This is a genomic window from Rubrimonas cliftonensis (assembly GCF_900107585.1).
GTDB lineage: Bacteria > Pseudomonadota > Alphaproteobacteria > Rhodobacterales > Rhodobacteraceae > Rubrimonas > Rubrimonas cliftonensis.
Genome location: NZ_FNQM01000005.1, coordinates 1 through 13,403 on the forward strand (window position 1 = coordinate 1; position 13,403 = coordinate 13,403).

Here is a 13,403-nt window from a genome sequence, read left to right on the forward strand (position 1 = left end):
GAATTCTCGCCGATCGGCTCGCCGAGGTGCGTGGTCTGCTCGGGATCGACCAGCATCTCCTCGTCGGGGCCCATCGAGTAGGCGCGCCAGACGCGCTCGCCGGTGTTCATGTCATAGGCCGTGGTGTGGCCGCGCACGCCGAACTCGCCGCCGGAGATGCCGACGATGATCTTGTCCTTCACCGGCAGCACGGTGGCGGTGTTGGTCTCGCCGACGGAGGGGTCGCCGTTCACGGCGGTCCAGACTACGCGGCCCGACTTGGCGTCGAGCGCGACGAGGGTGGTGTCAGCCTGATGGAGGAAGATCTTGCCGTCGGCGTAGGCGGGGCCGCGGTTGACGGTGTCACAGCACATGACCGCGATGACGTCCGGGTCCTGCTTCGGCTCGTACCTCCAGATGATCTTGCCGTCGTTGTTCAGATCGAGGGCGTAGACCTTGTTCGGGAACGGCGAGTGGACGTACATGATGTCGCCGATGACCAGAGGGCCGCCCTCATGGCCGCGCAGCACGCCGGTCGAGAACGACCATGCGACCTGGAGATCGCCTACGTTGTCGCGATTGATCTGGGTCAGCTTGGAGTAGCGGGTGTTGGCGTAGTCGCCGGTCTGGAGAACCCAGCCGTTCGGGTTCGAGCTAAGCGTCGTGACGCTGTCGTTGGCGATGGCCGGCGCGGCGAGCATGGTGCCGGCGAGCAGAGCAGCTGTGAGCTTTTTCATTGTTCCTCCATGGGGCGGACTCCCGAGATTCCGCCGCGCCCGTTGGCGCCTTTCGGCGCATGTTCGGGCATTCATTTGTTCGACGACTCTTGCCGCCAGAGCTCATGAGCGTTCCCTGAGACGCTCTCTCACTCTTTTCTCAAGATAGCCGGCTAGCGCTCGGATGCAAGATGGATCAAGCCTGCTTTTAGCAACTTTTTTGCTCAAAAAGGCGCTTACGGATCAGACAAAAGCGTACACCCGAACGGGTGATGACGAGGCGCCGCAGGGAGGCCGCTTCGGCGCACGCGCTTTCGGCGCCCGAGGTCTATTCCCACTCGAGCTGCTGGTAGGCCGCGGTCGCGTTGCGCGTGTTGAACGCGTCGAAGAGCAGCCAGCCGTCGCGGGCGCCCTGTCCGATTCGCTCGGTGGCGCCGAGCATCGGCTCTCCGGCGGCGATCGCCGCGCGGGTGTCCGCGATGAGCGTGTCGAGATAGCCGGTGATCGGGCCGGCCGCGTCGGGCCACGCCGCCGCGGCTGGGCCATGGCCGGGAACGACGCGCTTGGCGGGCGCCTCGACCAGCGCCGCGAGCTCCCTGCGCCAGCCGAGCAGCGATCCGTCGAGCGCGGGGACATGCCCCATGAAGAGCAGGTCGCCGAGAAACAACGTTCCGGTCTCGATGTCGCGGACGCTCAGATCGTTGTCGGTATGCGCGACTGGATGCGCGCGCAGGACGAGCGTGCGGCCGCCGAGGTCGATCTCGCGCGTCGTCGCCACGCCCTCGTCGGGCGACACGATGCGCGCGTCCTCGAAGGCCGGGCCGAGAAGCCGCGACATCGCCGCCATGTAGGTCTGCGCGCGCGCCGCGAGGGCGGGGCCGAGCCGTTCGGCGCCTGTGACGCGCGCGCCGGCGTCGACGAAGACGCCGGCGCCGAGCACATGGTCGGGGTGCATGTGCGTGAGGATCAGCCAGCGCACCGGCAGGTCGGTGCGGGCGCGGATCTCGGCGAGCAGGCTCCGCGCCACGCCGGGCGCGCCGCCGGCGTCGATCACCGCCACGGCCTCCCCGCCGATGACGAAGCCGGCGTTGGAGACGTCGCCGCCGTTTGCGGCCTCCGGCTCCTCATGGCGTCCGCGATGGACGAAGACGCCCGGCGCGATTTCGGTGACGGTGAAGCCGGGCGTCTCGCCGACCGGAACGCAGGGCCATTCCTGCGCCTGCTCAGCCCGCGGCAGGGCGGCGACGGCCGCATCCGCTGCGGCGACGCAGGCGGCGCGGTCGCCGCCGCCCGGCAGGCGCTCCATGCGGCACGCGCCGGGGTCGGCGGCCATGCAGACGGTCAGCAGAACCTCCCACATGGGCCGCCTCCTGTCAGGTCAGAGCCGCTCGGCGTGCCAGCGGACATGGTCCTCCATGAAGGAGGCGACGAAGTAGTAGCTGTGGTCGTAGCCGGTCTGCATGCGGAACACGCTCGGGGTGCGGGTTTCCGCCAGCGCCCCGGCCAGCGCCTCGGGCTTCAGCAGGTCGAGGAACTGGTCCGACGCGCCCTGGTCCACGAGGATGTCGCCGTCCCAGCCGGTCTCGCGCAGCAGCAGCGTGCTGTCATGGGGCGCCCAGGCGCTCTCGTCGGCCCCGAGATAGGCGCCGAGCTGCTTGCGGCCCCAGTCGCTCGCCGTGGGGTGCGCGATCGGCGCGAAGGCCGAGAGCGAGCGGAACAGCTCGGGGTTCGACAGCGCCAGCGTGATCGCGCCGTGCCCGCCCATCGAGTGCCCCGACACGCCCATGCGGTCGGTCTCGATGGGGAACTCCGACGCGACCAGCCCGGTCAGCTCGTCGACGATGTAGCTGCGCATCTGGAAATGCGGCTTCCAGGGCTCCTCGGTCGCATCGACGTAGAAGCCGGCGCCCTGGCCGAGATCATAGGCGTCGTCGTTGGCGACGCCCTCGCCGCGCGGCGAGGTGTCGGGGAAGACGAGCGCCAAGCCCTCCTGCGCCGCCCAGCCCTGCGCGCCCGCCTTGGTCATGGCGTTCTCATGGGTGCAGGTGAGGCCCGACAGCCACCACAGGCACGGCACCGGGCCGAACTTCGCCGCCGGCGGGAGATAGACCGCGAAGGTCATCTCGCAGTTCGTGATTTTCGACATGTGCTTGTAGACGCCCTGGACGCCTTCGAAGCTGCGGTTCTCCGAGACTTTCTCCATCTCGCGCTCTCCCCAGATGTGATGCTGACATGAAAAAGGGACCTCCGCCATGCTCGGCGGAGGTCCCTTCATGGCGTTGCGAAGATCAGTAGACGACGACGCCGCGGACCGATTTGCCCTCATGCATCAGGTCGAAGCCGTGGTTGATCTCGTCGAGGGTCAGCAGATGCGTGATCATGGGGTCGATCTCGATCTTGCCCTCCATGTACCACTCGACGATCTTGGGGACGTCGGTGCGGCCGCGCGCGCCGCCGAAGGCGGTGCCCATCCACTGCCGCCCGGTGACGAGCTGGAACGGCCGCGTGCTGATCTCCGCCCCGGCCGGCGCCACGCCGATGACGATCGACTTGCCCCAGCCGCGGTGCGAGCACTCCAGCGCGGCGCGCATGACGCCGACATTGCCGGTGGCGTCGAAGGTGTAGTCGGCGCCGCCGATCTGGTCGGCCCCGCGCTTGGTCATGTTGACGAGGTAGGGGACGAGGTCGCCCTCGACCTCCTTGGGGTTGACGAAGTGCGTCATCCCGAAGCGCTCGCCCCAGGCCTTCTTCTCGTTGTTGACGTCGACGCCGATGATCATGTCGGCGCCGGCCAGCCGCAGGCCCTGGATCACGTTGAGGCCGATGCCGCCGAGGCCGAACACGATGGCGGTGGCGCCGATCTCGACCTTCGCCGTGTAGATCACCGCGCCGACGCCGGTGGTCACGCCGCAGCCGATGTAGCAGATCTTGTCGAAGGGGGCGTCCTCGCGGACCTTCGCGACCGCCACCTCGGGCAGGACCGTATGATTCGCGAAGGTCGAGCAGCCCATGTAGTGGTGGATCGGGTCGCCATCGAGCGTGCTGAAGCGCGAGGTGCCGTCGGGCATCAGGCCCTGGCCCTGCGTGGCGCGGATCGAGGTGCACAGGTTGGTCTTGCGCGACAGGCAGGACGGGCAGGTGCGGCACTCGGGCGTGTAGAGCGGGATGACATGATCGCCGGGCTTCACGGAGGTGACGCCGGCGCCCACCTCGGCGACCACGCCCGCGCCCTCATGGCCGAGGATGGCGGGGAAGATGCCTTCGGGGTCAGCGCCCGAGCGGGTGAACTCGTCGGTGTGGCAGAGGCCGGTCGCCTTCAGCTCGATCAGCACTTCGCCGGCCTTGGGGCCTTCGAGATTGACTTCGGTGACTTCAAGTGGCTTGCCGGCCTCGAAGGCCACGGCGGCGCGAGTACGCATGGCGATTTCCCCCTCAGGATCGTGGATGCACGCATGCCGTGCACGCAGGTTCGCGACGAACCCTAGGGGCAGCTTTGCGCGGCGCCAAGCAAGTTCACACGCGCGTCATCGTCGCGCCCTCAGATCACCTCATCGGGTGATGTGAATCCGCAACGCCATGATTTAACTTCCCATTTACGATTGAGCTGCTGCCACAGCGCGATCTCGCGAACCGAGTAGTACACGCACAGCTGCGGGTCGCCGCCCTGCACGGTGATGCGCACGCGATGGTCCCTGCACTCCGCCGGCGCAGCGAGGAGGCAGGCTGTCACGATCATTTCAAGCGCGCCGTTCATGGCGTTCTCCCTTCGAAGGTCCACCCTTGCAATTCATCAGCGTCGGAAACTAGCGTCGCCCACGAATGATGCAAAAACAAATGGAGGAAATCATGCGCACCGTTCTGGCGCTCGCCTCGCTTGCGCTGATTGTTGCGCATGGCGGCCCTTCCGCCGCCGCTGAGCCGGTGGACCTGCTTTTCAACACGCCGCACATGGCGGAAGTCGCGCCGGGGCGGACGTTGCGCTACGACCATGACCGCGCGTCCGACCCCGCGCTGGGGATCGGGCCCGACCTCGACGCCGTCATCGCAGTGGAGACCGGCGACGGCCGCGCGACCCGTTTCGTGATGGACGCCGACGGCGCTCCGCGTGGTTTCGACGTCAGCGAGGGCGTGCCGGGCAATCCGCTGCTGGCCGTGTTTCTGGAGAACACGCTGCGGGCGTCGGCCAAGGCGACCGGCGGCAGCCCGTTCTACCTGCGCAACCGGATGCGGGAGGCGCTGGCCGACCGGCTCGAGACCGTCGAGCAGGACCATGTGTTCGCAATGCGCCCGTTCGCCGGCGACGCCAACGCGACGCGGCTAGGCGATTTCGAGCAGCTCGTGATGACCTTCGAGGTGTCGGTGGACGCGCCGGGGATGCTGGTCGCGCTGAGCGCCCAGGCGGGCCCCGACGAGGCCCCGGTCTACAGAGAGGAGATCCGCCTTGAAACGACCGACTAGAACGCGCGTCGCCGCCGCGTCGCTCGCCGCCGCCCTCGCCGCCGGACTGCACTCGGGGGCCGCGCTGGCGCAGGCCGTCAACGACTACCCGACCGCGGTGCGCGCCGACTACGTGTTCGGCTGCATGGCGGCGAACGGCTCCGACGCCGAGACGCTGCAGAAATGCGCCTGCTCCGTCGATCACATCGCGGGGATCCTGCCCTACGAGGCCTATGTCAACGCCGAGACCGTCCTGCGCACGGTGATGGTGACGGGCGAGCGCGTCGCGGCCTTCCGCGGCTCCGCCCGGCATCAGGAGATGGTGGCCGATCTGCGCCGCGCGCAGGCCGAGGCCGACATGGTCTGCTTCCAGTAGGCCGCCCCTCGCGCGGCCCGGCCCTGCGGCCCGTCAGGGGGGCCGTCTGCCCGGTCGGTTCGTCAAGCGGATGGCGCGGCGCCGCAGCATCGGCTAAGAGCGCCCCGGGCCGCCATCTGGGCCGGACAGTTCGGGAGCGCCGCAGATGGATCTGCGCAACATCGCCATCATCGCCCACGTCGACCACGGCAAGACCACGCTGGTGGACGAGCTGCTCAAGCAGTCCGGCGCCTTCCGCGCCAATCAGGCCGTGGCCGAGCGCGCGATGGACAGCAACGACATCGAGCGCGAGCGGGGCATCACCATCCTCGCCAAGTGCACCTCCGTCGAGTGGGGCGAGACCCGCATCAACATCGTCGACACGCCCGGCCACGCCGATTTCGGCGGCGAGGTCGAGCGCATCCTGAGCATGGTAGACGGCGTCTGCCTGCTGGTCGACGCCGCCGAAGGCCCGATGCCCCAGACCAAGTTCGTGACCTCAAAGGCGCTCGCGCTCGGCCTGCGCCCCATCGTGGTGCTGAACAAGGTCGACAAGCCCGACGCCGAGCCCGACCGCGCGCTCAACGAGGTCTTCGACCTTTTCGTGGGTCTCGACGCCAACGACGCGCAGCTCGACTTCCCGGTGCTCTACGCCTCGGGCCGCAACGGCTGGGCGGCGGACAGCCTCGACGCGCCGCGCGAGAACCTCAAGCCGCTGTTCGATCTGGTGGTGCGCCACGTCGGTGCGCCGAAGCAGCTCGCCCGCAAGGACGAGCCCTTCACCATGCTCGCCACGACCGTCGAGGCCGACCCGTTCCTCGGCCGCATCCTTACCGGGCGCATCGAGAGCGGCGTTCTCGAGGCCGGCGCCGCCATCAAGGCGCTGACGCGCGAGGGCAAGGAGATCGAGCGGTTCCGCGTCTCCAAGCTGCTCGCCTTCCGCGGGCTGGGGCGGACGCCGGTGGAGCGCGCCGAGGCCGGCGACATCGTGGCGCTCGCGGGCATGACCAAGCCGACCGTCGCGGACACGCTCTGCGACACCGCCGTCGCCGCGGCGCTGCCGGCGCAGCCGATCGACCCGCCGACCATCACCGTCACCTTCGGCATCAACGACAGCCCGCTGGCGGGCCGCGACGGCGACAAGGTGCAGAGCCGGGTGATCCGCGAGCGGCTGATGCGCGAGGCGGAGGGCAACGTCGCCATCCGCGTCGCCGACACGCCGGGCGGCGACGCCTTCGAGGTGTCGGGCCGCGGCGAGCTGCAGATGGGCGTGCTCATCGAGAACATGCGCCGCGAGGGTTTCGAGCTCTCGATCTCGCGCCCCCGCGTGATCCTCCGCGAGGAGAACGGCGAGCGCCTCGAGCCGATCGAGGAGGTGACGGTCGACGTCGACGAGCCCTACGCCGGCGCGGTGGTCGAGAAGCTGTCGCTGCGCAAGGGCGAGCTTGTGGAGATGCGCGCCGCCGGCGCCGGCAAGACGCGCCTCGTCGCCCATGTGCCCTCGCGCGGGCTCATCGGCTACCATGGCGAGTTCCTGACCGACACGCGGGGCACGGGCGTGCTCAACCGCATCTTCCACAGCTGGGCGCCCTACAAGGGCCCGATCCAGGGCCGCCGGCAGGGCGTGCTGATCTCGATGGAGGATGGCGACGCCGTGGCCTACGCGCTCTGGAACCTCGAGGAGCGCGGCAAGATGTTCATAGGGCCGCAGGAGAAGGTCTATCAGGGGATGATCATCGGCGAGCACTCGCGCGAGAACGACCTCGAGGTGAACCCGCTCAAGGGCAAGAAGCTCACCAACGTCCGCGCCTCCGGCACCGACGAGGCCGTGCGGCTGACGCCGCCGGTCCGGATGAGCCTGGAGCAGGCCATCGCCTACATCGAGGACGACGAGCTGGTGGAGGTGACGCCGAAGGCCCTGCGCACCCGCAAGCGCACCCTCGATCCGCACCAGCGCAAGCGCGAGTCGCGAAGCGCAATGGCGTGATCCGCGACGCTTCGCATCTTGCAATGCAGAGTGCGAAGCGGGTCGGCTGACAGGGCCGGAACCTGGCGACATCGCGTCGCTCGCCAGGCCGCACCCGCGGGGCGCGAGTTATCGCCCCGGAACTCAACCGTATGCGAATGAAGGGGTTTTTCGCCGGGTCGGGCGAAAATAGGGCGTGAATGCGGCGCGCGGCGCGCAACTGGCACGGCCCTTGCGACTGTCGATCTGCAATCGCCAGTTGGAGGGCCAGATTATGAAACATCCTGTTGACGTGCACGTTGGTAAGCGCGTCCGTCACCGTCGCTGGATGCTCGGCATGACCCAGCAGCAGCTCGCCGAGAAGGTCGGCATCAAGTTCCAGCAGATCCAGAAGTACGAGACCGGGATGAACCGCATCTCGGCCTCCCGTCTCTGGGACATCGCGGATGCGATGGACGTGAACATCGGCTTCTTCTTCGAGGGCGTCGACGGCGAGGAGGCCGCGGAGACGATGATGGAGCACGCCGGCGGCGACATCATGGCCGACCGCGAGGCGATCGAGCTGGTGCGCAGCTACAACGCCATCCCCGAGGAGCAGCGCAAGCGCCTGTTCGACCTCGCCCGCGTGCTGAGCGCCTGATCGCACGAAGACCCTCGCCGGGCGCCGCGCGCCCGGCCGCCCTCCGCGCGCATTGACCTGCGCGCGGACGCGCGCCACCACTGACGCCTCAAGCGCGATGCGCAGCAGCCGACGTGAGCGCCGATGACAGCCGATGCGCCTTCACCCGTTCCGCAGGCGATGCTCGACGCGCTCGTCGCAGCGGCGCATGCGGTGGCAGACGCTGCGCGACCCGTCACTCTTCGGTGGTTCCGCGCGCCCGCCCTCGCCGTCGACGACAAGGCCGAGCCCGGCGCCTTCGACCCGGTGACGGTCGCGGACCGTGACGCCGAGGCGGCCATGCGCGCCGTCCTGACGCGGCTCCGTCCCGAGGACGGCGTGATCGGCGAGGAGAGCGGCGCCACCGCAGGCCGCAGCGGTTTCACCTGGGTGCTCGACCCGATCGACGGCACCCGCGCCTTCATCGCCGGCGCGCCGACATGGGGCGTGCTCGTCGCCGCCAGCGACGGCGTGCGCCCGGTCGTCGGCGTGATCGACCAGCCCTTCACCGGCGAGCGGTTCGAGGGCGTCGTCAGCGGCGCCATGCGCGTGGCGCGCTGGACGCGGGGCGACGAGCGGCGCGCCCTGGCGACGCGCCCCTGCGCCCGTCTGGAAGATGCGACGCTGCTCTCGACCTATCCCGAGATCGGCGACGCGGCTGAGTCGGCCGCCTTCGACGCGGTGCGGCGGCGGGTGCGCCTGACGCGCTTCGGGCTCGACTGCACCGGCTACGCGCTGGTCGCGCTGGGCTGCGCGGATCTCGTGATCGAGGCTGGCCTCCAGCCCTACGACGTGCAGGCGGTGATCCCCGTCGTCGAAGGGGCGGGCGGCGTGATCACCGGCTGGAAGGGCGAGCCCTGCGCACAGGGCGGGCGCGTCGTGGCCGCGGGCGACCCCCGCGTTCACGACGCCGCGCTGGAGATCCTTTCGCGCGCCTGAGCGTCACCCTCGCCCGCACCCCGCGCATCGGCCCCAGCGTCAACCGCGCGGCCGTGCGTCCACCGTGGCGCGCGCCCAAGCCGCGGCCCGCCCGCCGTCTCGCGAAGGCGAACGGGCGGTCGGGGCGCGCGGCGCGCTTCAGGCGGCGGCGGCCAGCAGCGCGGCGTCGCCGCCGGCGGCGGTCAGGTCCACGCTCACGACCCGCTCCACCGCATAGAGACTGGCCGCGTCGCCCGCCGTGACAAGCGGCGTCAGCGCTCCCTTGCGCGCTGCCATGGCGCCGCGCACGGCCTCCGCAGGCCCGTCCCAGCCGACGCAGGCGACGGCGGTCTCGGCGAAGACCTCCGGCGGCGGCGTCCCGTCAAGCGCCGCGACCGGCGCGACCGCGGCCAGGGCCGCGAGCGCCTGCGTCGCGCCCGGCGCGACGGCGAGCACGGCGCAGCCCATCGCCAGCGCCTTGACCGCCTGCGCCGTCAACGCCTCGGCGTCCGGCCCGAGGCAGAGCGCGACGCCGCGCGGGGCGAGGCGGAGCTGGTTGGCCTCGCCGGTCGGCCCCGGCAGATCGATCGGCCCCATGTCCACCGCCGCGGCCTCCGCCATGGCGGCGTGGGCCTTGCCGCGCAGCGCGGCGCGCAGCGCGGCGACGCGGTCTCCGCGCGCCGCCCACGCCGCCGCGCCGGCCTTCTCAAGCCCCGCCAGCGCCGACGCGACCGCCGCCGCAGGCGCCGCCGGAGCGGCCTGCGCGGACTTCCCGGCGAAGCCCCCCAACCGGAACCGGCGCAGGTAGTGCGGCCCGCCGGCCTTCGGTCCGGTACCCGAGAGGCCCTCGCCGCCGAAGGGCTGCGAGCCCACGACCGCGCCGATCTGGTTGCGGTTGACATAGACGTTGCCGACCTTCAGCGCGTCGACCAGCGCCTGCACCCGGCCGTCGATGCGGGTATGCAGCCCGAAGGTCAGTCCGAAGCCGCGCGCGTTCACCGCCTGGGCGACCTTCAGCGCGTCGCCCTCGAAGGTGGCGACATGCAGCACCGGGCCGAACACCTCGCGGGGCATGTCGGCGATGGCGTTCACCCGCACCATCGCGGGCCCGGCGAAGCACCCGCCCTGCGGCGGCGCCAGCTTCTTGATCAGCCGCCCCTCCGCCTCGGCCTGCGCGACATAGCCCTCGATGTCGGCCTGCGCCTCGGCGTCGATCACCGGGCCGGCGTCGACGTCGCGGCCCCAGGGGTCGCCGATGGCGAGCGCGTCCATCGCGCCCTCGATCATCTCGATCAGGCCCTTCGCGATGTCCTTCTGGACGTAGAGCACGCGCAGCGCCGAGCAGCGCTGGCCGGCGCTCTGGAAGGCGCTCGCCACGATGTCGCGCACCGCCTGTTCGGGCAGCGCCGTGCTGTCGACGAGCATCGCGTTGAGCCCGCCGGTCTCCGCGATCAGCATCGCCGCCGGCGCCGTCTTCGCGAGCTGGCGCTCGATGGCCTTCGCCGTGTCGGTCGAGCCGGTGAAGCAGACGCCGGCGATGCGCGGGTCGGCGGTCAGCGCCGCGCCGACGGTCGGGCCGTCGCCGAGCGCTAGCCTCAGCGCGTCGGCCGGCACGCCCGCCGCATGCAGCAGAGCGACGGCGCGGGCGGCGACCAGCGGCGTCTGCTCCGCAGGCTTGGCGACCACCGCGTTGCCGGTGACGAGCGCGGCGGCGACCTGCCCGCTGAAGATCGCGAGCGGGAAGTTCCACGGCGAGACGCAGACGATCACGCCCCGCGCGCTCGTCCCGGCCTCGGCCTCCGCGGCCTGCGCCGCGTAGTAGCGCAGGAAGTCCACCGCCTCGCGCAGCTCGGCCACCGCGTCGAGCGGCGTCTTGCCGGCCTCGCGCGCCACCAGCGCGAACAGCTCGCCCGCGTTGGCCTCGTAGAGATCGGCGGCGCGGCGGAGCGCCCCGGCGCGCTCGGCGACCGGCGTCGCGGCCCAGCCCGGCTGGGCGGCCTGCGCGGCGCCGACCGCCGCCGACGCCTCCTCGCCCGTCAGTTCGCGGGCCAAGCCAACCAGATCGTCGGGGCGGGCTGGATTGCGGAGTTCGCGGGCTTCCCCCGACCCGTCGCCGCCTTCCCAGCGGAACGGCGACGCGAAGGGCGCGCGGGCGGCTTCGTAGGCGGCCCATTCGCCAGGGTCGGTCAGATCCCAGCCCTGCGAATTGCGCCGCTCCGCCCCCCACAGCGCGGCGGGCGCCGGGATCAGCGGGTGACGCTCGCCGCCGGTCTCCGCCACGACCGCTAGCGGGTCGGCGGCGATGGTCTCGGGCGCCACGTCCTCGTCGACGATCTGGTGCACGAAGCTGGAGTTCGCGCCGTTCTCCAGCAGCCGGCGCACGAGATAGGCGAGCAGGTCGCGGTGGGCGCCGACGGGGGCGTAGATGCGGCAGCGCACGCCCTCGCGCACCCGCAGCGCCTCGTGCAGCGCCTCGCCCATGCCATGCAGGCGCTGGAATTCGAAGTCCTCGCGCCGGGCGCCCGCCATGCGCAGCACCGCCGCGGCGGAATGGGCGTTGTGGGTGGCGAACTGCGGATAGATGCGCTCGCGCATCCCCATGAGCCTGCGCGCGCAGCCCAGATAGTTGGCGTCGGTGTGCGCCTTGCGGGTGAATACGGGATAGTCGGAGAGTCCCAGCGTCTGCGCCCGGCGGACCTCCGTATCCCAGTAGGCGCCCTTGACGAGCCGCACCATGATGCGCCGGTCGAGCGCCTCGGCGAGCCCGTGGAGCCAGTCGATCGCGGGCGCGGCGCGCAGGCCATAGGCCTGAACGACGACGCCGAAGCCGTCCCACCCTTTCAGCGACGGGTCGGCGAGCGCGCGGGCGATGACGTCGAGGGAGGGCTCCAGCCGGTCGGCCTCCTCCGCGTCGACGTTCAGGCCGACGCCGGCGGCCTTCGCCGCGCGCGCCAGCTCCAGCAGCCGCCCGGCGAGCGCGGGGCCGGCCTCCGCCATCCGCCCCGCCTCGTAGCGCGGATGCAGCGCGGAGAGCTTCACCGAGAGGCCGGGGTTGGCGCGCACGTCGCCGCCCTTCGCCGCCTTGGCCACCGCTGCCATGGCGCCGGCGTAGGAGTCGAAGTAGCGGTCGGCGTCGGCGTGGGTCCGGGCGGCCTCGCCCAGCATGTCGAAGGAGTAGGCGTAGCCCTTCGCCACCAGCGGCGCGCCGTTCTTCAGCGCCTCGCCAATGTCGCGGCCCAGCACGAACTGGGCGCCCATCTCGCGCATGGCGGCGCCGCAGGCGCGGCGGATCACCGGCTCGCCCATGCGCCGCACGAGGCCCCGCAGCGCGCCGACCACGCCCTCGCCTTCATCTTCCAGCACGCGCCCCGTCAGCATCAGCGCCCAGGTCGAGGCGTTGACCAGCACCGAGCCCGAGTCGCCGAGATGCGCCGCCCAGTCATGCGGCGCAATCTTGTCCTCGATCAGCGCGTCGACCGTGGCGGCGTCGGGCACGCGCAGCAGCGCCTCCGCCAGACACATCAGCGCGACGCCCTCGCGGGTCGAGAGGCCGTATTCGGCGAGGAAGGTCTCCATCACGCCCGGCCCGTCGCCGCCGCGCACCGCGCGCACCAGCCCGGCCGCATCGGCGGAGATCGCCGCGCGCTCCTCCGCCGACAGCTCGGCCGCGGCGAGCGCGGCGTTCACCGCCGCAGGCTCGCCGGCGGTCATGGCGGCGCGAAGCGCGTCGCGGCCGGGTTCCGGCGTCGTGTGGGTCTGGGCATGGGTCATGGCGAGCGCCTCCTGCGTCATCGTCGCATCATACATGGCGTCCCACTAGGCGCCCGTCCGCGAATGCAGGACGCTTCAGGTCATTCGGCCTTTTGTTGCGCCCATTTACGGTGCTATCGTCCCGCCAATGGTGGAGAAGCAGGATGATCTGGACGCCGCCGACCGCAGGCTGCTGGCCGCGCTGGCCGAGGACGGGCGCCTCAGCCTCGCCGCGCTCGCTGCGCGCGCGGGCCTCACCAAGTCGCCGACGCAGGCGCGGGTGCGGCGGCTGGAGCGGATCGGCGCGATCCGCGGCTACGGCGCGCGGCTCGACCACGCCCGGCTCGGCCTCGGCCACATCGCCTTCGTGCAGGTGACGCTGAGCGACACCCGCTCCGCCGCGCTCGCAGCTTTCAACGCCGCCGCGCGGGACGCGCCGGGCATCGTGGAGTGCCACATGATCGCGGGCGGCTTCGACTACCTGCTGAAGGTGCGCACGCGCGACATCGCGGGCTTTCGCAGGCTGCTCGGCGAAACCATCTCGGCGCTGCCCCATGTGGCGCAGACCTCGACCTTCGTGGTGATGGAGGCGGTTAAGGAGGGCTGACGTTCCCGCCCGCCTCC

General features: G+C 71.1%; 12 protein-coding genes. 6 read left to right on the top strand and 6 right to left on the bottom strand.

All coding sequences use genetic code 11. The features are described 5' to 3' along the window. The 5 genes from BLW43_RS10105 to BLW43_RS10125 all read right to left on the bottom strand — a co-directional run. A partial coding sequence (locus BLW43_RS10105) for an outer membrane protein assembly factor BamB family protein (protein ID WP_175478843.1) occupies positions 1 to 716 on the bottom strand: 716 nt, incomplete at its 3' end. 307 nt (positions 717 to 1,023) lie between these two features. Further along, the gene (locus tag BLW43_RS10110) at positions 1,024 to 2,055 is read right to left on the bottom strand and encodes a quinoprotein relay system zinc metallohydrolase 2 (protein ID WP_093252743.1); all 1,032 of its coding nucleotides are present in this window, start codon (positions 2,053 to 2,055) and stop codon (positions 1,024 to 1,026) included. Positions 2,056 to 2,073: 18 nt separating this feature from the next. Then, a complete protein-coding gene (gene fghA, locus BLW43_RS10115; protein WP_093252747.1) occupies positions 2,074 to 2,898 on the bottom strand; it encodes an S-formylglutathione hydrolase in 825 nt (274 codons plus the stop codon). An 85-nt stretch (positions 2,899 to 2,983) separates the two neighbouring features. After that, a complete protein-coding gene (locus BLW43_RS10120) occupies positions 2,984 to 4,114 on the bottom strand; it encodes an S-(hydroxymethyl)glutathione dehydrogenase/class III alcohol dehydrogenase (protein ID WP_093252755.1) in 1,131 nt (376 codons plus the stop codon). A 119-nt stretch (positions 4,115 to 4,233) separates the two neighbouring features. Further along, positions 4,234 to 4,449: a hypothetical protein gene (locus tag BLW43_RS10125; RefSeq protein ID WP_093252757.1), complete on the bottom strand. Its 216-nt coding sequence runs from the start codon at positions 4,447 to 4,449 to the stop codon at positions 4,234 to 4,236. A gap of 92 nt (positions 4,450 to 4,541) precedes the next feature. Here BLW43_RS10125 and BLW43_RS10130 point away from each other — a divergent pair, with 92 nt between their 5' ends. The 5 genes from BLW43_RS10130 (at position 4,542) to hisN (ending at position 9,050) form a co-directional block, all read left to right on the top strand. Further along, a complete protein-coding gene (locus BLW43_RS10130; protein WP_139284029.1) occupies positions 4,542 to 5,153 on the top strand; it encodes a hypothetical protein in 612 nt (203 codons plus the stop codon). Beyond that, positions 5,137 to 5,508 carry a hypothetical protein gene (locus BLW43_RS10135; protein ID WP_093252764.1) on the top strand — a complete coding sequence of 124 codons (372 nt, stop codon included), beginning with the start codon at positions 5,137 to 5,139 and terminating at the stop codon, positions 5,506 to 5,508. Before BLW43_RS10130 ends, BLW43_RS10135 begins: the two co-directional genes overlap by 17 nt. Before the next feature lie 145 nt (positions 5,509 to 5,653). Beyond that, positions 5,654 to 7,474 (top strand): translational GTPase TypA, encoded by a 1,821-nt coding sequence (typA, locus tag BLW43_RS10140; protein ID WP_093252768.1) that lies wholly within the window; start codon positions 5,654 to 5,656, stop codon positions 7,472 to 7,474. A 253-nt stretch (positions 7,475 to 7,727) separates the two neighbouring features. Continuing rightward, complete coding sequence (locus BLW43_RS10145; protein WP_093252771.1) at positions 7,728 to 8,093, top strand: helix-turn-helix domain-containing protein; 366 nt, start codon at positions 7,728 to 7,730, stop codon at positions 8,091 to 8,093. Positions 8,094 to 8,216: 123 nt separating this feature from the next. Beyond that, the gene (hisN, locus tag BLW43_RS10150) at positions 8,217 to 9,050 is read left to right on the top strand and encodes a histidinol-phosphatase (RefSeq protein WP_093252774.1); all 834 of its coding nucleotides are present in this window, start codon (positions 8,217 to 8,219) and stop codon (positions 9,048 to 9,050) included. 138 nt (positions 9,051 to 9,188) lie between these two features. On the opposite strand, the gene putA is transcribed toward hisN, so the two are convergent. Beyond that, positions 9,189 to 12,800 carry a bifunctional proline dehydrogenase/L-glutamate gamma-semialdehyde dehydrogenase PutA gene (gene putA, locus BLW43_RS10155; RefSeq protein WP_093253296.1) on the bottom strand — a complete coding sequence of 1,204 codons (3,612 nt, stop codon included), beginning with the start codon at positions 12,798 to 12,800 and terminating at the stop codon, positions 9,189 to 9,191. Positions 12,801 to 12,927: 127 nt separating this feature from the next. On the opposite strand from putA, the gene BLW43_RS10160 reads away from it, so the two are divergent. Beyond that, positions 12,928 to 13,386 carry an Lrp/AsnC family transcriptional regulator gene (locus tag BLW43_RS10160; protein ID WP_093252776.1) on the top strand — a complete coding sequence of 153 codons (459 nt, stop codon included), beginning with the start codon at positions 12,928 to 12,930 and terminating at the stop codon, positions 13,384 to 13,386. Positions 13,387 to 13,403: the final 17 nt, after the last annotated feature.

What these genes read in the sequence shown, in the direction of transcription:
- BLW43_RS10145 (WP_093252771.1), top strand. Translation starts at nt 7,728, where the DNA reads ATGAAACATCCTGTTGACGTGCACGTTGGTAAGCGCGTCCGTCACCGT.
- putA (WP_093253296.1), bottom strand. Translation starts at nt 12,800, where the DNA reads ATGACCCATGCCCAGACCCACACGACGCCGGAACCCGGCCGCGACGCG.
- BLW43_RS10120 (WP_093252755.1), bottom strand. Translation starts at nt 4,114, where the DNA reads ATGCGTACTCGCGCCGCCGTGGCCTTCGAGGCCGGCAAGCCACTTGAA.
- BLW43_RS10160 (WP_093252776.1), top strand. Translation starts at nt 12,928, where the DNA reads ATGGTGGAGAAGCAGGATGATCTGGACGCCGCCGACCGCAGGCTGCTG.
- typA (WP_093252768.1), top strand. Translation starts at nt 5,654, where the DNA reads ATGGATCTGCGCAACATCGCCATCATCGCCCACGTCGACCACGGCAAG.
- hisN (WP_093252774.1), top strand. Translation starts at nt 8,217, where the DNA reads ATGACAGCCGATGCGCCTTCACCCGTTCCGCAGGCGATGCTCGACGCG.
- BLW43_RS10110 (WP_093252743.1), bottom strand. Translation starts at nt 2,055, where the DNA reads ATGTGGGAGGTTCTGCTGACCGTCTGCATGGCCGCCGACCCCGGCGCG.
- BLW43_RS10125 (WP_093252757.1), bottom strand. Translation starts at nt 4,449, where the DNA reads ATGAACGGCGCGCTTGAAATGATCGTGACAGCCTGCCTCCTCGCTGCG.
- fghA (WP_093252747.1), bottom strand. Translation starts at nt 2,898, where the DNA reads ATGGAGAAAGTCTCGGAGAACCGCAGCTTCGAAGGCGTCCAGGGCGTC.
- BLW43_RS10130 (WP_139284029.1), top strand. Translation starts at nt 4,542, where the DNA reads ATGCGCACCGTTCTGGCGCTCGCCTCGCTTGCGCTGATTGTTGCGCAT.